This is a genomic window from Streptomyces sp. SKN60, from assembly GCF_026236535.1.
GTDB lineage: Bacteria > Actinomycetota > Actinomycetes > Streptomycetales > Streptomycetaceae > Streptomyces.
Window position 1 is genome coordinate 101,197 of record NZ_JAHTMW010000018.1, and the last position, 21,128, is coordinate 122,324.

Consider the following 21,128-nt stretch of genomic DNA (forward strand, 5'->3'; position numbering starts at 1 on the left):
CCCGGGCGCGGGCGCGGGCGTCCGGAAGGCCCCCTCGTGTCCACCCCGCACTCCTCCCTCGCCCGGCTGGCTCCCGCCGCCGGGCGCCTCACTCTCGGTCTCGAACTGCCCCTCGACAACGACTGGGGCGTCGAGCGCGGCCGCGCCGACCGTGCGGCCGGCCGGCCCTTCGGCGTTCCCGACCTGACCGCGCAGACCCGGCTCGCCCGGCTCGCCGACCGGCTCGGCTTCGCCGCGCTGTGGCTGCGCGACGTCCCCCTCTACGACCCCGTCGCCTTCGGCGACGCGGGCAGCGTCTTCGAGACCTTCACCCACCTCGGGCACCTCGCCGCCGTGACCGAGAACGTGGTCCTCGCGACCGGGGCGATCGTGCTGCCGCTGCGCGAGCCCCTCCTCGTCGCCAAGGCGGCCGCCACCGTCGACGTGCTGTCCGGCGGGCGGATGCTGCTCGGTCTCGCGAGCGGCGACCGGCCGGTGGAGTACCCGCTGTTCGGACGGGACTTCGACGGGCGCGGCACCGCGTTCCGCGAGGGCGTCGAGACGCTGCGGGCGGCCTGGCGACCCGGCCCGCTGCAGCTGCCCGGCCGCGGCCTCGACGCGGACCGGCGGCTGGAGGTGCTGCCCCGGCCCGTCGCCCCGGCGGGGATCCCGATCGCCGTCGCCGGCGGTGCGCAGCAGACTCCCGCCTGGATCGCGGAGCACGCCGACGCCTCGCTCAACTATCCGCGCGACCTGGGCGCGCTGCGGCTGCGCCTGCGCGAGTGGCGCGAGCTGACCGGCGGAGCGGCCGGCGGGACCGATGGCGGTACCGGTGGCGAAAAGCCGTATCTGACGCCGATGGTGCTCGGTCTCCAGGAGGACCCGGCCGCGCCGGCGCGGCCGATCCGGCTCGGTCTGAGCACCGGCCGCGAGGCCCTGATCGGGCACCTGGGGCGGATGGCCGAGCTCGGCGTCTCGCACGTCTCCTTCAATCTGCGGCCCAATGACCGGCCGGTGGAAGAGCTGCTGCACGAGCTCGCCGAGTACGTGCTGCCGCATTTCCCCACCCCGACGGCGGCCGCGGCCACCTCCTTGCATTAACCGGCGTGTGCAAATATTCTGTATGCATGTAAGACGCGCCTACATCTAGATGCCTGCCATCCTTTCCCCCACCCCTCACCCCTCACCCCCAGAGAACTGAGAAGGCAATCGCCATGTCGCTCTCCGAAATCCTCCCCGGCCGCCTCGGCTTCGGCACCGCCCCGCTCGGCAACATGTTCCGCGCCATCCCCGACGCCGAGGCCCTCGCCACCGTCGAGGCGGCCTGGGACCGGGGAATCCGCTTCTACGACACCGCCCCGTTCTACGGCGCGGGCCTGGCCGAGGAGCGGCTCGGCCAGGTGCTCGCCGGCAAGCCGCGCGACGCGTTCGTCCTGTCCACCAAGGTCGGCCGGGTCATCCTCGACGAGCACGAGACCGCCGCCCGCGAGCTCGGCGAGAAGGGCGGCCTGTTCGAGCACGGCAACCCGAACAGGATCGTCCACGAGTGGACCGCCGAGGCCACCGAGCGCTCCATCGAGGACAGCCTCAAGCGCCTCGGCACCGACCGCCTGGACATCGTCTGGGTCCACGACATCGCCCAGGACTTCCACGGCGATCTGTGGCTGAGCAAGTTCGAGGAGGCCCGCACCGGTGCCTTCCGCGTGCTGTCCCGGCTGCGCGACGAGGGCGTCATCAAGGCCTGGGGCCTCGGCGTCAACAAGACCGAGCCCATCGAGCTGACCCTCGCCCTCGACGAGCCGCAGCCCGACGGCTTCCTGCTCGCCGGCCGCTACACCCTGCTCGACCACGAGCACGCCCTGGAGCGCCTGCTGCCCATGGCCCAGGAGCAGGGCGTCGACATGGTCGTCGGCGGCCCGTACAGCTCCGGCATCCTCGCCGGCGGCACCCACTTCGAGTACCAGCAGGCCCCGGCCGAGATCGTCGAGCGGGTCGGGAAGCTGAAGGCGCTCACCGAGCGCCACGGCGTCTCCATCAAGGCCGCCGCCCTGCAGTTCTCCCTCGCCCACCCGGTCGCGGCCGCCGTCATCCCCGGCGCCACCCGCCCCAGCCGGATCGCCGAGGACACCGCCGCCCTGAACGAGACCGTCCCGGCCGCGTTCTGGACCGACCTCCGCGCCGCCGGCCTGGTCAGCCCCGCCGCGCCGCTCCCCCACGGCGCCTGACCGTCACCCTCTACCGCGACGGGCTCGACGCCCTGCACCGGTCTCTCGCCGGCTGACCCGCCCTCCCCTGGGCCGCGCCCCGGTCCGCCCCTTTCGCAGGGCGGACCGGGGCGCCGGTGTGTCAGGAGACCAGCGGGGCGTCCACCTCGGTGAGCTTCACCGTGCACAGTCCGCCGCGCTCGGTGGTCACGTCCGTGACCTCCAGCTGGGTGCCCGGGGCGAGGATGTACTCCTCCTCCCCGGTGAACGCGGAGAAGCTGCGGATGCCGACCGCACGCGCGGGGGTCACCTCGAACAGGGTGCGCTTGCCGCGGCTGCCCAGGAAGGCCCGCGCGACGCTCAGCTCGGAGGTGCACGAGGAGACGCCCCACCAGGTGACCGTGGACCCCAGCGGGTACTGGCGGCGCAGGTCGAGACCGACACCGCGCCACAGCGGCTCGGTGCGGGCCGGGAGTCCGGAGACCGCGGAGAACAGCAGCCGCAGATAGGGCAGATACGGCTGGAGGCGGCTGCGGTCCGGGGAGCGCAGCACGGCGTTGATGGTGCGGTAGAAGCCCGACTCGCAGGTGTAGAGGAAGAGCGCGGCGATGGCGTCGGCGGACAGTCCGCCGCCGGCCGGTTCGTCGGCCCGCCGCTTGCCGAACTCGCGCGAGCGGTCGATGTGCCGGGCGAGCCCGGCGAGCACGCCGGTGACCGGGGCGACGGCGTCCTCGAAGGACATCAGCGGAGTGTCGAACACTCCGGTGACCGGCGGCAGGACCTGGCCCTCGTCCCGAACGCTGGTGAGCCGCTCCAGATACAGCTGGTGCAGTTCCATCGTGGAGGTGATGAAGGCGCCCATGCGCGCGGCGACGTCGGCGTCCGGGGCCGCCGAGCCCGTACCCGTACCCGTACCGGCGCTGTCGCCGTCGCCGTCGCCGACGGTCGGCTTGTTCCAGCCCTTGCTGGGCAGCCAGTCGACGGGGTCGGCGCCCAGCGACAGCAGGGCGTCGTTGACGGTGGCGAGGTGGTCGCCCTCGCAGAAGATGTCGCCCTGCGCCGCCGGGTTGGCGTGGTCGATGTGCCGCACCTCCACGCCCGGGTACTTCTTCTCCAGGCGCAGCACGGTGCGCTTCAGGCTGCGGGCGTGGGCGCCCCACCAGGCGAAGACGACGCCGCGGTCCTCCGGGTCCTCGGCCTCCTGCTTGGCCCGGAGGATCTCCTCGACGATCCGCTCGGCGACCGGCCGCCAGAAGGTGGTGTGCTGGTCGGTGCCCATGGCGCCGTCGGCGCTGGCGGTCAGCGAGGCGTTGAGCAGCAGCACGCCCTGGGTGAGCATGGCCTGGAACCACTCGGGCGGCTGGACCGTGTCGCGTTCCTTGAGGAGGGCGCGGACGTCGGCGATGGGGGTCTTCTTGACGATGCCGTACTTCCACATCGCGGCCGCCTTGATGAGGCAGCGGATGCTGACGACCCGCCCGAACTGGCTGTCCTTCCAGTCGTTGAAGGTGTTGTCGAACATCGCGATGCCGGTGGCGCTCTCCGGCCGCGGGTAGGGGTTCTGGCCGAAGACGACGACCTTCCACTTGTGCGGCGGGTGGGGCTTGAGCGCCTGGAAGGTCAGTTCGCGGACGGGTACGACCTGGGGGCTGCGGCCGGGGCCGATGAAGTGGGCGGCGTCGTGGCGGGCCTCGATGACAGGCTTCAGGACGGGCAGCCAGGCCTCGCCGCCGCCGGTGAAGAGCTCGGCGAGGGCCAGCGGGTCGTTCGGGTCGGGCTGGGGCGCGGGCGTGGCGGTCGCGTCGCTCAAGGAGGAACTCCCGGTCGTGGTGCCTGAGGAATGGGGGTGGCCGCCGGCCGTCATGGCGGCGCCGGAGGCGGCCGACGTGGTGTTCGAAGTGGTGGTCGGAGTGGCCTCAGCGGCGAAAGGAATGCCCTTTCGGCGGCGTGATCCGCACCCTCGTGGTCTCCGGGGCCTGGTCGATGCCGGCGAGCTGGGTGGTGATGGTGGCGCGCAGCTCGTCGTCGTCCTCGAACCAGTGGTCGTGGAAGAGGGTGTAGCCGGTCCACATCAGGTTGGCGCAGATCCGGGCCGGCACACGGCCGGTCGCGGCGCCCATCCCGACCAGGGCGACCGAGCGGATGCTGCCGGGCGCCTTCCGGTTGTGCCGGTGCACGGCCTGGAACGCGGCCGCGCAGGCCATGGCGACGTTGAGGGTCTCGCTCACGTTCTGCGAGGAACCCACCATGGTCGGCGTGGAGATCACGAAACGCGGGACGGTCGCCCCGGACGGCACGCACACGGCGCTGCCGACCGGCATGCGGCCGGCGAACCGGTCGCGGATCGCCCGCTGCACCCGCAGCTGGATACCGGCCCCGAGGTGCCGCTTGATCACGGCGTCGACGCCGCCGTCCATCCGCCCCGCCGCGTTCGTCGGCGTGACCCACGCGTCCACGTCCTCGTCGAGGATCGAGCCCCGCCGGATCTCGATCCCGGGAGTGTCGGCGAACGCCGCCCGCCAGGCCTCCACCACACCCGCGTTGACGTCTGTCAGAACCACCCGCAGCGTGGTGTCCGCACAGCCCATGGTCATCGATGCCCCCTGTCAGGAACGCTCTCTTCCAACACCCCCGACGCTATCGGCCGCCACTGACAACGCCCCCGGGCCGCAGGGACGCTGACCTGCCGTCACCCGGTCTGCACGGCGGGGCAGCGGACAAAGGGGTGGTTGAGGTGCGGCGTGGCCAGGAGGGTGCCCGGGCGGGCGGTGTCGGCGAGGAGGTCCTCACGGGTGCGGCGCGCGCGGGCCGGGTCCGCTTCGTACGCGTAGCAGACGGTGGGGTCGGCGAGCTGGACGGCGTGGACGAGGACGTCGCCGGTGACCAGGAGCCGCTGCCCGGCGTCCTCGACCAACAGGGACTGGTGGCCCGGGGTGTGGCCGGGGGTGGCGAGGAGCGTGAGGCCGCCGGCGGGGGCGTACGGCAGCGGGGTGCGTCCTTCGACCTCGTGCAGCTGTCCGGCACGCCGCAGGGGTTCGACGACATGGCGCCGGGCGATGTGATCGGGGGCGAGCGCGGCGGTCTCGGCGCGCTGGACGACGTAGTGGGCGTCGGGGAAGACGGGGACGCCGTCGAGGGTCACGGACCAGCCGTAGTGGTCGTCGTGGAGGTGCGTGAGGACGACGGTGTCCACGTCGCCCGGGCGGATGCCGGCGGCGGCCAGCACGCGCGGGAGGCTGCCCGGGACGGGAGTCCAGTCGGAGGCCGGGCTGCCGGCCGGGCCGATGCCGGTGTCGACGAGGGTGATCCGGTCGCCGGGGCCCTGGATCAGGTAGCAGCGGAAGTCCAGCTCCCAGCCGTCGTCGGCTCCGAACGCGGCCGGGTCGAGCCGCCGGGCCCGCTCCCAGGCCTCCGGCGTGGCGTCCGGGAAGGCGGTGGAGGCCTTGTCGGGGAAGGTGCCGTGGGCGTCGAGGAGGGCGAGCACGCGGTAGCGGCCGAGTCGGCGCTCCGCTGCCCGACCGCCTTGGGCGGCGGAGGCGTCGGAGTGCGCGGGCGTGGGGCCGGACGTCATCGGTGGTCCTTCCTGAGGAATGGCCGGGCGGCGGCACAGCGTACGGCAGGGCTGCCGGGGGCCTACGGGACTCGGTCGTCCGTCCGCCGCACATGATCTTCAGTAGGGTGTGGGGCCGGAGACACGGGGGCATCAGTGAGCGACATGTCGGAGGCAGGGACCGAGTTCCGTACGTCGAAGGGCCGGGTGCGCGGCCGGCGGGCGGACGACGGGGGCGTGGCCGTGCTCGGGATCCCGTACGGCGCCCCGCCCTTCGGCCCGGACCGGTTCCGGCCGCCGCGTCCGGCGGCCGGGTGGAGCGGGACGCGGGACTGCGCGGCCTTCGGGCCGATCGCCCCGCAGTCGGCGCGGCTGCCGGGTGCGCCGGTGTGGGAGCCGGGGGACGAGGACGTCCTCACGGTCAACGTATGGACGCCGCCGCGCCCCAGGGCCGGGGCGCCGCTGCCGGTGCTCGTGTGGATCCACGGCGGCGCGTACACCTTCGGTTCGCCCGCCCAGCCCGACTTCGACGGTGCCGCGCTGGCCCGTGCCGGGGCGGTCGTGGTGAGCGTGGGTCACCGGATCGGTTTCGAGGGCTTCGGCCATGTGCCCGGTTTTCCGGACAACCGGGGGCTGCTCGACGTGGTGGCGGCGCTGCGCTGGATTCGGGACGAGATCGCCGCGTTCGGCGGCGACCCGGGGCGGGTCACGGTCGCCGGGCAGTCCTCGGGCGCCGGGTCGGCGGTGTGCCTGATGGCGATGGAGGAGGCGCGCGGGCTGTTCCACCGGGTGATCGCCCACAGCGTGCCCAGCGCCTTCTTCACGCCCGGGGTGGCCGCCGCCGTGACCGCCGCCGTCGCGGCGGAGGCCGGGGTCGCCGCGACGGCCGACGGGCTGCGGTCCGCGGTGCCGGAGCGGCTCGTGGCGGCCGCCGACCGGGTCGCCGCGCGCTGCCGGGAGGGCGACCCGGTGGCGGCGGTGCAGGCGTACAACCCGGTGGTGTTCCAGCCCGTGATCGACGGCACGGTGCTGGCGGCGGCTCCGCTGGACGCATTGGCGGCCGGGGCGGCGCGGGACGTGGACCTGCTGGTGTGCCACACCGTGGAGGAGTGCTGGTTCCTGCACCGGGTCGGGGCGATCAGGGACGTCACGACCGAGGACGAACTCGACGCCTTCGTACGGGCCTTCCCGCTGCCCGCCGCGCCCGCCGCCGGGTACCGGGAGCTGATGCCGCAGGCTCCGGTACGGGACCGCTATCTGGCGCTGTTCGGCGACGCGCAGTTCGGCGAGTACAGTAGCCGGCTCGCCGAGCGGCACGCCCGTGCCGGCGGCCGGGCCCACCTCTCCCGCTTCGCCCGTACGCGCCCCGTCCCGGGCGGCCGGGCCCGGCCCTGGCACACCGCCGACGTGCCCTTCGCCTTCGGCAACCTCGACGCGGAGGGCGCCGACTTCCTCCTCGGCGACGCCCCGGACGCGGACGACCGCGCCCTGTCCGCGCGCATGGTGCGCGCCTGGGTGGACTTCGCCGGCACCGGCGACCCCGGCTGGCCCGCGCTCACTCCGGACGCCACGCCGGTCCGTCACTGGGCCGTGCCCGGAGATCACCTGACGGACGACGTCACGGCGCCGGGCCGCCGGGCGCTCTGGAGGGAGGTCGGCTTCGGCCCGATCCGGCTCCCGGAGGGGAGTGACGGGTGACGGAGGAGAACCCTCACCCTTGACCCGAGGGTGAGGGTTCACTCGATGAGAGGTGACGAGCTGTCATCGACGCCTGTCCGCCGTGAGGGGCGGGTCCGGTCGTACCTCGCCGTGTTCCGGCCGTATTCCTGCTGTCCGGCACCTCCCGCCGGGGGCCGGGCCGGCAGTACCGTGGGAGGCGTACGAGACGAGGAGGCACGCTCATGAGTCCTCTGCCCCGCCACACCCTTTACGCCAGCCCGTACCGGCTCGAGGACCACGAGGGTCCGCAGACGCTCGCCGAGTTGCGCGCCGCGCTCGCCGACATCGATCCCGCCGAACTGACCGCCTTCGACGCGCGCCTCGAGGCGGCCCGGTTCGGGGACGGGTATCGCTCGGTCATCACGCAGGCCCGGCAGCTGGTGGCGATCCGGACGCGCCCGGAGGTGCGGGAGGCGATACGCGCGTCGCTCGCCGGTGAGACGGAACTGATGACGGTGGAGGATCTGTTCGCCGAGCTCGACAAGGGCGGCGCCGCCTCGTGACCCACTGGATGGTCGAGATCCCCCGCCGGCTCTACAACGAGATCGCCCACCTCTCCCCCGGCGGCCGCCGCGCCCTCCACGACGCCCTGGCCGCGCTGGCCGAGGACCCCCGCCCGGCCGAGTCCCGGCCCCAGCCGGTGCGGGGCGCGGAGCTGCGCCGGGTCGCCACCCTGCCGGCCGGCGACAACGGTCTCACCATCACGCTCCTGTACCGCGTCCACGACCCCGTCGGCGACGAGCCGGGCCGCGTCGAGATCATCTTCCTCGTCGCCGGGCCATAGCGTCCGGGCCGATCAGAACTTGCCCATGTGCTGGGCCGTGCGGTGGCCGAGGCGGGCGGTGAGGTCGGCGACGAAGGCGTCCGAGAGCGGGGGCCAGCCCCAGAACTCGAAGCAGACCGTGCCCAGGGCGTAGGGGTCGCCCCACCGCCAGTCGGTGACCGGGGAGGGGGTGGCGCAGGCGGGGCAGGTGGCCTCGCCCGTACCGCCGGCCTCCCAGGCTTCGACGGCGGACCGGAAGGGGGCCCAGGTCCGCTCGTCCGCCTCGAAGGAGTTCGGGTAGTCGATGAAGGTGGTACGGGCGGCGCAGCGCGGGCAGACGGCGTATTCGGCGTCGTCCTCGCCCTGGCCGCCGACGAAGTGGTGGCGGCCGGTGATAACGGCGACCGGGCCCGGGCCCCAGCCGGGTTCGGTCTGGAGGGCGCGGGCCCACTCGGGGCCGGCGGCGAAGCCCTCGTCCGCGTACCGGCTGTACATCCCTTCGCGGTCCGGTTCGCGGGTCAGGATGCCCTCGGCGACGAGCCAGTCCAGGACGCGGGCCGCGAGCGGGCCGGCCTCCTCCGCCGTGGCTTCGATGTCGACGACCCGCTCGAAGTAGTCCCCCACAGCCGCTGTTCCCTCCCGTGTCCGGCCGCGGTCCGGCCTCGTGCGTCCACTCTCGCACCCGGCACCGACAGTGCCGCCGCCCGCCGGTCGGTCAGTCCACCGGCCAGGTGTGCGCGGGGGCGTTGAGGTGCATGTAGTCGATGTACTGACGGGTCATCCGGCGCAGCGCCTCGGGGCGGGGCAGATGGGTGACGTCGTGGAGGTGGTGGAAGGTCTCGGACTGCCACACGGCGCCGTTGCGGGCGCTGACGCAGCGCTGTTCGACGATGCCGAGGAGGGGTTCGCGCCACGCGGTGTCGAGGCCGAGGCGTTCCAGGCCGCGGTGGGCGAGCGGGAGCAGGCGGCGCAGGACGAGTTCGGTGACGGGGATCTGGCCCATGCCCGGCCAGAAGAGTTCGGCGTCGATGCCGCGGCGGGCGGCGGTGTGCAGGTTGTCCTCGGCGGCGGAGAAGGACATCCGGGTCCAGACGGGGCGGTCCTCGTCGACGAGGGCGCGCAGGAGCCCGTAGTAGAAGGCGCCGTTGGCCATGACGTCGGCGACGGTGGGTCCGGCGGGCAGGACGCGGTTCTCGACGCGGAGGTGCGGGACGCCGTCGACGACGGCGTAGACGGGCCGGTTCCAGCGGTAGACGGTGCCGTTGTGGAGGGTGAGTTCGGCGAGGTGCGGGATCTCGCCGCGGTCGAGGGTGGCTTCGGGGTCCTCGTCGTCGACCAGCGGGAGCAGGGCGGGGAAGTAGCGGGTGTTCTCCTCGAAGAGGTCGAAGACGCTGGTGATCCAGCGTTCGCCGAACCAGACGCGGGGGCGCACGCCCTGGATCCTGATCTCGTCGGGGCGGGTGTCGGTGGCCTGTTCGAAGAGGGGGATGCGGGTCTCGCTCCACAGTTCGCGGCCGAAGAGGAAGGGCGAGTTGGCGGCGAGGGCGATCTGGACGCCGGCGATGGCCTGGGCGGCGTTCCAGTGGTCGGCGAACTCCTCCGGGGCGACCTGGAGATGGAACTGGGTGCTGGTGCAGGCGGCCTCGGGGGTGATGGTGTCGGCGTAGGTGACGAGCCGTTCGACGCCGTCGATCTCGATGAGGAGGTCTTCGCCCCGCGCGGCGAAGATCTGCTCGTTGAGGAGGTGGTAGCGGGGGTTCTCGGAGAGGGCGTGGTGGTCGACGTCGGCGCGTTCCAGCGTGGGCAGGACGCCGATCATGACGAGGTGGGCGCCGACCGCGGAGGCGCGTTCCTCGGCGTGGTCGAGGGCCGCGCGGATCTCGCTCTCCCAGGCCTCGGGGCCGCCGCCGGCGGCGAAGCGGCGGGGCGCGAGGTTGATCTCCAGGTTGAAGCGGCCGAGCTCGCTGGACCAGGCGGGGTCCGCGATGGCTTCGAGGGCCTCTGAGCTCCGCATGGCGGGGCGGGCGGTCTCGTCGACGAGGTTGAGTTCGATCTCCAGGCCGACCTGTGGCCGCTCGACGTCGAAGCGTGACTCGCGCAGCAGACGGGCGAGCACGTCGAGGCAGATGTGCGTCCGGTCGCGGAACCGGCGGCGGTCGTCACGGGTGAACGTCTGCGCCGGGACGTCTCGTCCCATCGGGTCCTCCCGCGTGTCGTCCGGTGCGGAGCCCTTCTGTCCTCCTCTCAGCGTGCCACCGGGAGGCGTACGGCTGCCAGCGCGGGCCCGCAGGCTGGAAGAATGGCACCGACCACGCAAGATCCCGGAGCGCCGGGAGAACCGGGAGAACCGGGAAACAATGGGGGGAACGCGCATGATCCTGCTCGTCCTGAGCGGTGTCCTCGTGCTGGCCGTCGCGGGCTGCGGCTGTGTCGTCTGGGCGGCGCGCGGCGGACCGCGCTGGGTGCGGGGTGTGGCGGCGGTGACGCTCGCCGCCGGTGAGCTGGTCCGTGGCGCGCAGCGGTCGAGCCGCCGGCGGCAGTCGCAGGAGCAGCGGTTCCTCGGGAACGGCGGGGGCGACGGTGGCGGCAGCGACTGAGGCGGCCGAGGGCGCGCCGGCGACGGACCGCGGCCGCCGCCACCGCTTCCTCGGCATCCCCGAGTTGGCCGGCCGGCCGCCCCGTACCGCCGTCGTCGTCGACGTCATGCGCGCCTTCACCGTCGCCGCGTGGGCCTTCGCGCGCGGGGCGGACCGGATCGTCCTGGCCGCCGCGGAGGACGAGGCCCTCGCGCTCAAGGCCGCCCACCCGGGGTGGCTGGCGCTGAAGGACGGGGCGCCGGCGGAAGGGTTCGACGCCGTGAACTCGCCCGGTCTGGTCCGGGCCGCCGAGCTGACGGGCCGTACGGTCGTGCAGAAGACCACGGCGGGGACGGTGGGCGCGCTGGCCGTCGGCGGCGCCGATCTCGTGCTCTGCGCCGGCTTCGTGGTGGCGGGGGCGACGGCCGCGTACCTGCGGGACCGGAACGCCGACGGCCGGGTGACCTTCGTCGTCACCGGCGAGGACGGGCGGGCGGCGGAGGACCTGGCCTGCGCCGAGTACATCGCGCGGCTGCTCGACGACAGCGACGCCGGCGCCGGCGCCAGGGGCGGGGCCGATGTGGCTCCGTACGTACGGCGGGCGCGGGACTCGCGCGCGGCGGCCGACCTCGCGGAGGGGCTGCGCCGGGGCTATCGCGGGGTGCACGCGGAGGATGTCGCGCTCTGTCTGGAGGCGGACCGGTTCGGGTTCGCGATGGTGGCGCGCCGCGAGGGGGCTCTGACGGTGCTCCGTCCGGTCGAGGTGCCCGGGCGGCCCTGACGGGCGCGCCCCGGCCTCCCGTCACTCCGGCGGTGTCGGCGGCCAGGGGTAGCCCAACCGCTCCGCGTCCCACGAGCCGCCCCACACCTCGGCGACGACGCGCGGGTCACCGGCGGTCAGCCGGGCCTCCAGGCGCGCGGCCTGCCGGGCGGGGTCGTGGTCGTCGACGGGGAGGGTCAGGCCGAACTGGAGCCAGGGGCGGCCGGGTTCGGGGGCGATGCCGGGGTGCATCAGGACGACGTGGATGCGGTCGGGTTCGTGGCGGGCGGCCTGAACCGCCTCCAGTTCACACTCCCAGCGGGCGAGCCAGTCCGCGCGCCGCCGCAGCGCGGCCTCCAGGAGCCGTGCGACCGCGCAGGCCGGCCACTCCCAGGCGCGGTCCGCGGTCGCGCGCCGCACCTCCGTCGCGTACTGCTCGGCGTCGAAGCGCAGGTCGGGCAGCCGCAGTCCGGGGTCGGCCGGGTCGCGCCAACCCGCCCAGACCACGTCGTAGCCGTCCTGCTGCACGGTTACGTAGAGGGCGCCGCAGCAGCTCTCCTCGCCGCATCCGCCGCCTGCGAGCCGTACCTCGTGCGGCACGGCACCGGCGTGCAGCGGCATCTCGTCCGGGTCCAGCAGGTGGCGGGGGCTCACACCGCGAAAGCGGGAGGTGGTGTCCGCCAGCAGGTCCCGGCCGTCGACGACGGGGCGGACCTCGACGACTCCGGGCCTGGACTCGCGGGGCTCGGAGTCGCCGGGCGGGCGGACGATCCGCAGGTGGAGAAGCCGGCGAAGGGTGCGTTCCGTGGGCATCGGTCGATGATCACGGAGGCCGGGGCCGCCTGTCACGCGGAATTCCCGCGCCAGGGCTTCGAGCGCCGGCCGCCCTCCGTCACCGCCTCGCCTCCGCCCGCACCGGCCTGCGCAGCAGGTAGCCGGCCGCGAGGACGATCAGCACCAGCATGCAGGCGATGAAGACGAGGCCCGCGCCTTCGAGGCCGAGGGGGTCGGCGAGCAGGCCCACGCCGATGACGGGGACGGAGATGCCGGCGTAGGCGACGACGAAGAGGGTGGAGATGACGGCCGCGCGGCGGTCGGCGGGGGCTGCCTGGGCGACGGCGGCGATCGCGGCGCGGAAGGCGAGGCCCTGGCCGGTGCCCCCGACCACGGCGGACAGGACGATGAGGGCGAGGGTGTCGGTGTAGAGGGCGCCGGCGAGGAGGAGCAGGCCGGCGAGGAGGACGGCGCAGCCGAGCGGCAGGGAGCGGGCGACGCCGACGCGGCTGACGGCGAGCTGTCCCGCGGTGGAGGCGAAGAAGGCGAGGGCGACGACGAGGCCGCTGACGGCGTGGTTGTCGACGTGGAGGTAGCGGGCGAGGAAGGCGGGGCTGACCGAGGTGAAGACGCCGAAGAGCGCGAATCCGACGAAGGCGGCGACGGCGGACGGCACGAACACCGCCCGGACCTGTGGCGGCAGCGCGGGCCGCTGGGGGCGTACGGCGGACAGCGGGCGCCGGTCGGTGACGGTCTCGGGCAGGCGGAGCAGGACGAGCAGGGAGGCGGCCACCAGGGCGAGGTGGACGACGAAGGGGAGAGTCAGCGGGTCGGGGGCGTACTCGGCGAGGAGGCCCGCGAGCAGGGGGCCGCAGCCGAGGCCGCCCATGTTGGCGGCGGTGGCCACGAAGGTGGCACGGGAGGCGCCGCCGGGCGGGGCGAGCTCCAGGACGTAGGCGGTGGCCGCGCCGGTGAAGAGGCCGGCCGACAGGCCGGAGAACAGCCGGCCCGCGTACAGCCAGGGCAGTCCGTCGGCGGCGAGGAAGCAGCCGGCGCTGGCCGCCGCGAAGCCGAGGCCCCACAGCAGGGCGGGGCGCCGGCCGACGGTGTCGGAGGCGTTGCCGGCGAGCAGCAGTACGCCGATGACGCCGAACGCGTACACCGCGTAGACGACGGTCACGGTCAGCTCGGAGAAGCCGAACTCCTGCTGGTAGAGCGGGTAGAGCGGGGTCGGCAGGGTGGTGCCGGCCATGCAGACGACGAACACCGCCCCGGCGAGCAGGCACCGCAGCCAGCCACGCTGTGCCGCCGGATCCGCACCTCCGTCTTCGCGCATGGCGCCGACCGTAACCCGGGGATCCCGCCGGGCCCGGCGGGACGCACCGGGGCGGCCCCGTCTCCCCCAATTCCGCCCGCTCCGGGCGACAGTCCCGGCGCGCTGCCGTACGCGGCGACGGTCACCGCGCCGTAGTGGGGCACCCGGGCGGAGCTCATCGAGGGGCTCGACCCGGCCCGGGCCGGTGCCGTGGACGTCAAGGGGCGACCCGCACCGGACCGGCCGGGCGGTCGTCGTAGGAGGCGTCGTCGCCGCGGGTGACCGTGCCGTTGGTGATCTGGCCCGCGAGGCCGAGGATCAGGAACACCCAGACCAGGACCTTGGCGGGGGTGCCGAGGACCAGGGGGCGGGTGGCCGACACGGGCTGCTGGGCTGCGGGCGCGGGCTCGTCGCCGAAGACGCCCTTGGGGTACACGGGGGTGAGCATCATCGCGTACGCGCTGAACCGCATGCGGTAGCGGACGACAGCCGCCGTCGCGGCGAACACGGGCTCGGGCAGCCGGCCCAGGATGACGGTGATGATCCAGAACACCCAGCCGATGGCGAACCAGCCGGACTGGGCCAGGCCGCTGACGATGGCCGCCGGGATCATCAGGATGATGCGGAAGAGCACGGCGAGCCGGTTGAGCGGGGTGCTGCGCAGTTCGATGCGTACGGGGTGGTCGCGCGCGTCGAAGGCGAACGGCGGGTAGCGGTCGACGAGCAGCGTCGAACTGGCCGTCACCCGGGTCTGATAGGCGAGGACGTCGCCGAGGAAGGAGGCGATCGGGTCGGGCAGCCGGCCGAGTACGAGCGCGGCGAACCAGCCGACGATCGTCACGAAGAACGCGGCGATCGACAGCACCATCACCACGATGAACTGCGGGATGAGCAGCAGCCAGCGCAGGAACACCGTCCAGCGGCGCTGCTGCCCGGGCGCGGGCACGTCGAGCGGCGGGCGGAACTCGCCCGCGTCGGTGTCCTGCGGGGGCCGGGGATCCCAACCTGCGCTCATCGCCGCCTCCGTGTCCCTGGGTGCCGGGTGTGGTGCCGGATCCTCTCGATCCTGGCGCGGCGGCGCGGGCCGCGCACGGCCGCATGGGCCACGCGGGGCAAGGCGGGGGGCCTAGACGGGCGACGGGACCAGGCCGGGGGCAGGGGCAGGGGCGCGGTGGGCGGCGCGGTAGGCCAGCGGGGAGAGGCCGAGGTGGCTGTGGAAGTGCTTGCGCAGGGTGACCGGGTCGCCGAAGCCGCAGGCGGTGGCGATGCCGGCGACGGTGAGGTCGGTGGTCTCCAGGAGGTGCCGGGCGTGGCCCAGACGGCACTGGATCAGCCATTTCAGCGGGCTGGTGCCGACCTCGGCGCGGAAGCGGCGGGTGAAGGTCCGTTCGCTCATGTGCGCGTGGCGGGCCAGGTCCTTGAGGGTGAGCGGTTCGGCGAGGCGGTCGAGGACCCATTGGCGGGTGGCCGAGGTGGAGCGGTCGGCGTCGGCGGGGACGGGGTGCTCGATGAACTGGGCCTGTCCGCCCTCGCGCCACGGGGCGACGACGCAGCGGCGGGCGGCGGCGCCCGCCACGGCGGCCCCGTGGTCGCGGCGGACGAGGTGGAGGCACAGGTCGATGCCGGCCGCGCCGCCGGCCGAGGTGAGCACGCGCCCGCTGTCGACGAAGAGCACGTCGGGATCGACGTCGACCTCGGGGAAGAGGCGGGCGAAGGCGTCGCAGAGGGCCCAGTGCGTGGTGGCGCGGTGGCCGTCCAGAAGGCCGGCGGCGGCGAGCAGGAAGGCGGAGGTGCACAGGCTGACGACCCGGGTCTCGGGGCGGATCAGGGCGAGGGCCGCGGCGAGTTCGTCGGGCAGCCGGCCGGTGGCGAGCAGTTCCTCGCTGGGTTCCTGGGTGGCGATGACCACGGTGTCGGCGGTGGCGAGGGCCGACTCGTCGTGGTCGAGGACGAGCCGGAAGTCCTCGGCGGTGCGGACCGGGCGGCCGCCGAGGGAGCAGGTGACCAGGGTGTAGAGGCGCTCGCCCCGTTCGTCGCGGGCCTCGTTGAAGACGCGGGCCGGGACGCCGAGGTCGAGGGGCACGACGCCGTCGAGGGCGAGGACGGCGACGCGGTGCGGTTCCGGGATGGCCATGGCTGGAATGGTACGACAGCTGTCCTTCCGGCCACTCACGCGCGCGGGCCGGGCCGGGAAACCCTGGGGTCTGCCGGGGCCTCCGCCCCGGTCCGACCACGTGAGACGAAGGACGAAGGATGACCATGAGCGTGAGCGAGACGACCATGCGGGCCGTGACCCTGGCGGAGTTCGGCGGCCCCGAGCGGCTGGCCGTGACGGAGGTCCGGCGGCCCGAGCCGCTACCCACCGAGATCCTGGTGCGCGTGCACGCGGCCGGGATCAATCCGGTGGACTGGAAGGTGCGCGACGGGAAGGTCGGCCTCGCCGGGCTCTACACGCTGCCGCTGGTGCTCGGCTGGGACGTGTCGGGGGTGGTGGAGGCGGTCGGGCCCGGCGTCACCACGTTCCGGCCGGGCGACGAGGTGTACGGGATGCCGTGGTTCCCGCGGGCGGCCGGGGGTTACGCGGAGTACGTGACGGCGCCGTCCCGGCAGTTCGCCCGCAAGCCCGCCTCGGTCGGGCACGTGGAGGCGGCGGCGCTGCCGCTCGCGGCGCTCACCGCCTGGCAGGGTCTGGTGGACACGGCGCGGGTGACGGCCGGGCAGCGGGTGCTCGTGCACGCGGCGGCCGGCGGTGTCGGGCATCTGGCCGTGCAGTTCGCCCGGCACCTGGGCGCCGAGGTGGTCGCCACCGCCCGGGAGCCGCGGCACGCGTGGCTGAAGGAGCTGGGCGCGGCGCAGACGATCGACTACACGCGCGAGCGTTTCGAGGAGGTCGTGGAGCCGGTGGACGTGGTGCTCGATCTGATGGGCCGGGTGGACGACACCGATGTGCGCTCGGTCGCGGTGACCCGGCCGGGCGGCCTGGTCATCTCGTTCCCCGAGGGCGTGTCGGAGGCCCTTGCCGCGGCCGGTGCGGCGGCGGGGGTGCGGACCGCCTCGATGATCGTCGAGCCGGACGCCCCGGCCCTGGCGGCGATCGCCGAGCTCGTCGACGCGGGCGCCGTACGGGTCGAGGTGGAGCGGACCTTCCCGCTCGGCGAGGCGGCGGAGGCGCACCGGCTCGGCGCGGCCAACCGGACGCGCGGCAAGCTGGTGCTCGACGCCACGCGCTAGGCGCCGCCGAAGGGCCGTCGGGGGGGGGCGGGGCGGGGCTCCGGGGGCCGGGCGGGGGCCCGTGAGCCGGGCACCATATCAGCACAGAGGCCGCGCCAGACGTTCTTTCGACTACTCTCCACACCTGCGCGCATGCGTACGGTAGTCATGGGGCCAGGGAGGGAACACCTTGGTCTTCAGTCTGAGTCGCCGCCGCAAGTCCGCCCCCGTCGCCCCCGTCGCCCCCGTCGGCCCCGTCGCCCCCGCGTGTCCGTACCCGCACGGCGCCGCCGTACCCGGGGCCGTACGTCAGCCGCCGCCGACGGCCTCGCCGCTCCGGCAGGAGGCCGAGCGGTTCGTCCGCCAGTTCCACGAGGAGCAGCCGCACGCCGGTGACGCGGAGGCGCGCGTACGGGAGGTGCTCGCCGACATCGACCGGACCGGGACCTATGTCCACTCCCCCGCCGAGCTGGCCTTCGGCGCGAAGGTCGCCTGGCGGAACGCGGCGCGCTGCATCGGGCGTCTGTACTGGCGCAGCCTGGTGGTGCGCGACCTGCGGCGGGTGACGGCCCCCGACGAGATCGCCGAGGAGTGCTTCGAGCATCTGCGGGTGGCCGCGAACGGCGGCCGGATCCGTCCGGTGATCTCCGTCTTCGCGCCGGACCGGCCGGGGCGGCCGGCGCCGCGGATCGTCAACGACCAGCTGGTCCGCTACGCGGGGCACCGCACGGCGGGCGGGTCCTGGGTCGGCGACCCGCGCGGCGCCGGGCTCACGGCGGAGGCGCGGGCCCTGGGCTGGAAGCGGGACCAGGAGGAGTTCCAGGTGCTGCCGTTGATGGTGCGGGAGCGGCCCGGCTCGCGGCCGGAGTGGTTCGAGCTGCCGGACGGCACGGTGACGGAGGTGCCGCTGCGGCATCCGGACCATCCGTTCTTCGCCGACCTGGGGCTGCGCTGGTACACGGTGCCGGCGATCAGCGACATGGTCCTGGAGATCGGCGGGATCCGGTATCCGGCGGCACCGTTCAACGGCTGGTACATGGGCACGGAGATAGGCGCCCGGAACCTCGCGGACGGCGAGCGGTACGACCTGCTGCCGCGGGTGGCGGACGGGCTCGGCCTCGACCGGTCGAGCGAGCGCACGCTGTGGCGGGACCGGGCGCTGGTCGAGCTGAACGTGGCGGTGCTGCACTCCTTCGAGGAGGCGGGTGTGACGATGGCGGACCACCACACCGAGTCCGAGCGGTTCCTGCGGCACATCGCGCAGGAGACCCGGCACGGCCGGCCGACCCCGGCCGACTGGAGCTGGATCGTTCCTCCTGTCTCCGGCTCGGCCACCCCGGTCTTCCACCGCTACTACGACCCGGTGGACCCGTCACTGCGCCCCGCCTTCCTCCCCCGGGCTGATCACCCGCCCACCACCTAGGCTCGGAAACATGACTGTGGCTCTCTTCGCCGGAATCGCCGTCAGCGACTACGCGGCGGCGCTCGCCTGGTACGAGCGGCTGCTCGGCGCGCCGCCCACGTTCCTGCCGAACGACATCGAGGCGGTGTGGGAGCTGGCGGAGCACCGTTCGCTCTACATCGAGCACCGTCCGGGGCACGCCGGTCACGCGATGCACACCCTGTTCGTCGACGACTTCGACACGGTGGTCGGCGACATCGCCGAGCGCGGGCTGCTGCCGGTCCAGCGCGAGACGTACGGGAACGGGGTGCGCAAGGCCACGTTCCGTGACCCGGACGGGAACGAGATCGGGTTCGGCGGCGCTCCGGTGGCGGGGCACGAGGGCTGACGGCGGGCCAGTGAGCCGGGCCGGGGGCCCGGCGCAGGTGCGCGCCGGGCCCCGGCCTTCGTCCGCTCAGGCCGCTCGGTCCGCTCAGCCCGCCGGGGCGTAACCCGCCGGGCGGGTGGTGAAGCCGGCCCGCCCCTGGGTGCGGCTGCGCAGATGGGTCGCGTAGCCGAAGAGCGCGGCGAGCGGGACGGTCGCGGTGAGGACCGCCGTGTCCGCGTGGGTCGTGGAGTCGGTGATCCGGCCGCGCCGGGCGGTCAGATCGCCGAGCACCGTGCCGACGGCGCTGTCGGGTGCGGTGACGGTGACCTCGACGACCGGTTCGAGCAGGGTCGTGCCGCCCGTGCGCAGGGCCTCGCGCAGCGCGAGCCGTCCGGCGGTGCGGAAGGCGAGCTCGGAGGAGTCCTTCACATGGGTGGCCCCGTCGGTGAGGGTGACCCGGACGCCGGTGACCGGATGGCCGCCGAGCGGGCCGTCGGCCAGCGCGTCCCGGCAGCCGGCCTCGACCGCGCGGACGAACTCCTGCGGGACGCGCCCGCCCGTCACCGCGGACCGGAACACCAGCTCCTGCCCGGAGGGGTCCTCGCCCTCGCCCAGCGGGGCGACGTCGAGGACCACGACGGCGAACTGGCCCGCCCCGCCGTCCTGTTTGACGTGCCGGTAGGTGAGACCGGTGACGGCGCCGGCCGGGGTCTCGCGGTACGCCACCTTGGGGCGGCCCACCGTGACGTCGAGACCGTGGGCGCGGCGCAGCTTCTCCACGGCGACCTCCAGATGGAGTTCGCCCAGGCCGGAAAGGACCGTCTGGCCGGACTCGGGGTCGGTCCGCACGGCGAGCGAGGGGTCCTCCTCGGCGAGCCGGGCGAGGGCGACCGCGAGCCGTTCGGTGTCGCGGCTCTGCCGGGCCTCGACGGCGACGGACACCACCGGGTCGGCGGAGACCGGCGGTTCGAGCCGGACGGCGGGCGCGTCGGTGGCGCACAGGGTGGCACCGGTGCGGGCCGCCTTGGGTCCGACGACGGCGACGATGTCGCCGGCCGTGGCCCGGTCGGTCTCGGTGGTGCGGTCGGCCTGGACGCGCAGGATGCGGGCGATGCGTTCGGTGCGGCCGGTGGTGCTGTCGAGCACGGTGTCCCCCTTTCGCAGGGTGCCCGCGTAGACGCGGAGGTAGGTCATGCGGCCGATGGGTGTGGTGGTGACCTTGAAGACGAGGCCGGTGAGCGGCGCCGTGGGGTCGGCGGGCTGCTCGCCCCGTACCGGCGGGAGATCGGCGGGGGCGGGCAGATAGGCGACGACGGCGTCGAGCAGCGGTTCGACTCCCCGGTTGCGGTAGGCGGAGCCGCACAGCACCACCACAGCCTCCCCGGCGAGGGTGAGGTCGCGCAGCGCGGCGGTCAGGGTGTCGGGGCTCAGGGTGCCGTGGGCGCAGTACTCCTCCAGGGCGCCGGGGTGCAGTTCGGCGACGGTCTCGGCGAGCCGGTGCCGGCGCCGTACCGCTTCGTCCGCGAGTGCTTCGGGCACGGGTCCGGTCTCGTACGTGTCGGTGCCCGCCCGCCACAGGTGGGCGCGCAGGTGCACGAGGTCGACGACGCCGGTGAAGGCGTCCTCGCGGCCGATGGGCAGCTGGACCGTGAGCGGTACGGTGCCGAGCCGGTCGCGGATGGAGGCGACGGCCGTGTCGAGGTCGGCGCCCGCGCGGTCGAGCTTGTTGACGAAGGCGAGGCGCGGGACGCCGTGCCGGTCGGCCTGGCGCCACACGGACTCGCTCTGCGGCTCGACGCCCGCGACGGCGTCGAAGACGGCGACGGCGCCGTCCAGGACGCGCAGCGCGCGTTCGACCTCGTCGGCGAAGTCGACGTGCCCGGGGGTGTCGATCAGGTTGAGGCGGTGGCCGGCCCAGTCGCAGCTGACGGCCGCGGCGAAGATGGTGATGCCGCGGTCGCGTTCCTGCGGGTCGAAGTCGGTGACGGTGGTGCCGTCGTGGACCTCGCCGCGCTTGTGGGTGGCGCCGGTGAGGTAGAGGAACCGCTCGGTGAGGGTGGTCTTGCCGGCGTCGACGTGGGCCAGGATGCCGAGGTTGCGGATGCGGGTACGCATGGTGATGTGGTCCTTCGCGTGCGATGCGGTGGAGATGCAGGGCAGCGCGATTCCCGGGACGGGGTGTGCGGAAGCACGGGGGCAGGAGGCGGCCGGGTGCTGAGAAGCTGAAGGGGCCTGTGGTCCTGCCGTGTTGCGTCGCGGGTCAGCGGTGGCGGCCGCGCAGCCGGCACCGGGGCGACGAAGAGGCCAGGATCACGTCGTACCGGGTACGGGAGACACCACGGACGCGGGCGGCGGCATGGGTGGTGGCCGTGGCGCGCATGGGTGTCTCCCTTCGTTCCGTGACAGATGTGGTGTGTCGGTACGCGGTGGAGTCTAGGCAGCCGAAGTCCGGTCGCGACAGCGGTTTTTCGCGGCGACGGGGAAGGGGAAGGCGCGGGGACGGCGACGG

At 74.2% G+C, this 21,128-nt stretch carries 20 protein-coding genes; 10 read left to right on the forward strand and 10 right to left on the reverse strand.

Features of this window, described 5'->3' with window-relative positions:
• The first annotated feature begins 36 nt into the window (after window positions 1–36).
• Both KV205_RS27155 and KV205_RS27160 read left to right on the forward strand, forming a co-directional pair.
• Entirely contained in the window at window positions 37–1,080 is a 1,044-nt protein-coding gene (locus KV205_RS27155) for a TIGR03571 family LLM class oxidoreductase (protein ID WP_265867254.1), read from the forward strand.
• A 113-nt stretch (window positions 1,081–1,193) separates the two neighbouring features.
• Entirely contained in the window at window positions 1,194–2,204 is a 1,011-nt protein-coding gene (locus KV205_RS27160) for an aldo/keto reductase (RefSeq protein ID WP_265867255.1), read from the forward strand.
• 121 nt (window positions 2,205–2,325) lie between these two features.
• On the opposite strand, the gene KV205_RS27165 is transcribed toward KV205_RS27160, so the two are convergent.
• The 3 genes from KV205_RS27165 to KV205_RS27175 form a co-directional block, all read right to left on the reverse strand.
• Window positions 2,326–3,993 carry an ADP-ribosyltransferase domain-containing protein gene (locus tag KV205_RS27165; protein ID WP_265867256.1) on the reverse strand — a complete coding sequence of 556 codons (1,668 nt, stop codon included), beginning with the start codon at window positions 3,991–3,993 and terminating at the stop codon, window positions 2,326–2,328.
• A gap of 106 nt (window positions 3,994–4,099) precedes the next feature.
• The gene (locus tag KV205_RS27170) at window positions 4,100–4,777 is read right to left on the reverse strand and encodes a macro domain-containing protein (protein WP_265867257.1); all 678 of its coding nucleotides are present in this window, start codon (window positions 4,775–4,777) and stop codon (window positions 4,100–4,102) included.
• Window positions 4,778–4,872: 95 nt separating this feature from the next.
• A complete protein-coding gene (locus KV205_RS27175; protein WP_265867258.1) occupies window positions 4,873–5,754 on the reverse strand; it encodes an MBL fold metallo-hydrolase in 882 nt (293 codons plus the stop codon).
• A 144-nt stretch (window positions 5,755–5,898) separates the two neighbouring features.
• On the opposite strand from KV205_RS27175, the gene KV205_RS27180 reads away from it, so the two are divergent.
• The 3 genes from KV205_RS27180 (at window position 5,899) to KV205_RS27190 (ending at window position 8,236) form a co-directional block, all read left to right on the forward strand.
• Window positions 5,899–7,431 (forward strand): carboxylesterase/lipase family protein, encoded by a 1,533-nt coding sequence (locus KV205_RS27180; RefSeq protein WP_265867259.1) that lies wholly within the window; start codon window positions 5,899–5,901, stop codon window positions 7,429–7,431.
• Between the two features lie 203 nt (window positions 7,432–7,634).
• Window positions 7,635–7,955 carry a hypothetical protein gene (locus KV205_RS27185; protein WP_265867260.1) on the forward strand — a complete coding sequence of 107 codons (321 nt, stop codon included), beginning with the start codon at window positions 7,635–7,637 and terminating at the stop codon, window positions 7,953–7,955.
• Window positions 7,952–8,236 carry a hypothetical protein gene (locus KV205_RS27190; RefSeq protein ID WP_265867261.1) on the forward strand — a complete coding sequence of 95 codons (285 nt, stop codon included), beginning with the start codon at window positions 7,952–7,954 and terminating at the stop codon, window positions 8,234–8,236. Before KV205_RS27185 ends, KV205_RS27190 begins: the two co-directional genes overlap by 4 nt.
• A 12-nt stretch (window positions 8,237–8,248) precedes the next feature.
• On the opposite strand, the gene KV205_RS27195 is transcribed toward KV205_RS27190, so the two are convergent.
• Entirely contained in the window at window positions 8,249–8,839 is a 591-nt protein-coding gene (locus KV205_RS27195) for a hypothetical protein (protein ID WP_265867262.1), read from the reverse strand.
• Window positions 8,840–8,930: 91 nt separating this feature from the next.
• The gene (locus KV205_RS27200; RefSeq protein WP_265867263.1) at window positions 8,931–10,412 is read right to left on the reverse strand and encodes a glutamate-cysteine ligase family protein; all 1,482 of its coding nucleotides are present in this window, start codon (window positions 10,410–10,412) and stop codon (window positions 8,931–8,933) included.
• A 175-nt stretch (window positions 10,413–10,587) separates the two neighbouring features.
• Between KV205_RS27200 and KV205_RS27205 the strand changes: the two genes are divergently transcribed.
• Both KV205_RS27205 and KV205_RS27210 read left to right on the forward strand, forming a co-directional pair.
• Window positions 10,588–10,812, forward strand: coding sequence for a hypothetical protein (locus KV205_RS27205; RefSeq protein ID WP_265867264.1), 225 nt, complete (start codon window positions 10,588–10,590; stop codon window positions 10,810–10,812).
• Window positions 10,796–11,572: a 2-phosphosulfolactate phosphatase gene (locus tag KV205_RS27210; protein WP_265867265.1), complete on the forward strand. Its 777-nt coding sequence runs from the start codon at window positions 10,796–10,798 to the stop codon at window positions 11,570–11,572. The genes KV205_RS27205 and KV205_RS27210 overlap by 17 nt, the downstream gene beginning before the upstream one ends.
• Before the next feature lie 21 nt (window positions 11,573–11,593).
• Here the strand turns inward: KV205_RS27210 and KV205_RS27215 are convergent, their stop codons facing one another.
• The 4 genes from KV205_RS27215 to KV205_RS27230 form a co-directional block, all read right to left on the reverse strand.
• Window positions 11,594–12,364, reverse strand: coding sequence for a hypothetical protein (locus tag KV205_RS27215; RefSeq protein ID WP_265867266.1), 771 nt, complete (start codon window positions 12,362–12,364; stop codon window positions 11,594–11,596).
• A gap of 79 nt (window positions 12,365–12,443) precedes the next feature.
• On the reverse strand, window positions 12,444–13,661 hold the full coding sequence (locus KV205_RS27220) for an MFS transporter (RefSeq protein WP_265867267.1): 1,218 nt from the start codon (window positions 13,659–13,661) through the stop codon (window positions 12,444–12,446).
• A gap of 196 nt (window positions 13,662–13,857) precedes the next feature.
• Window positions 13,858–14,655, reverse strand: a complete 798-nt coding sequence (locus KV205_RS27225) for a DUF4389 domain-containing protein (protein WP_265867268.1) — start codon at window positions 14,653–14,655, stop codon at window positions 13,858–13,860.
• A 111-nt stretch (window positions 14,656–14,766) separates the two neighbouring features.
• Complete coding sequence (locus KV205_RS27230; RefSeq protein ID WP_265867269.1) at window positions 14,767–15,774, reverse strand: GlxA family transcriptional regulator; 1,008 nt, start codon at window positions 15,772–15,774, stop codon at window positions 14,767–14,769.
• Between the two features lie 131 nt (window positions 15,775–15,905).
• On the opposite strand from KV205_RS27230, the gene KV205_RS27235 reads away from it, so the two are divergent.
• From KV205_RS27235 to KV205_RS27245, 3 genes are all read left to right on the forward strand, one after another.
• The gene (locus KV205_RS27235) at window positions 15,906–16,871 is read left to right on the forward strand and encodes an NADP-dependent oxidoreductase (RefSeq protein WP_374214732.1); all 966 of its coding nucleotides are present in this window, start codon (window positions 15,906–15,908) and stop codon (window positions 16,869–16,871) included.
• A gap of 169 nt (window positions 16,872–17,040) precedes the next feature.
• Complete coding sequence (locus KV205_RS27240) at window positions 17,041–18,273, forward strand: nitric oxide synthase oxygenase (protein WP_265867270.1); 1,233 nt, start codon at window positions 17,041–17,043, stop codon at window positions 18,271–18,273.
• A 10-nt stretch (window positions 18,274–18,283) separates the two neighbouring features.
• Window positions 18,284–18,640 (forward strand): VOC family protein, encoded by a 357-nt coding sequence (locus KV205_RS27245; protein ID WP_265867271.1) that lies wholly within the window; start codon window positions 18,284–18,286, stop codon window positions 18,638–18,640.
• An 84-nt stretch (window positions 18,641–18,724) separates the two neighbouring features.
• Here the strand turns inward: KV205_RS27245 and fusA are convergent, their stop codons facing one another.
• Complete coding sequence (gene fusA / locus KV205_RS27250) at window positions 18,725–20,734, reverse strand: elongation factor G (protein WP_265867272.1); 2,010 nt, start codon at window positions 20,732–20,734, stop codon at window positions 18,725–18,727.
• Window positions 20,735–21,128 lie beyond the last annotated feature (394 nt).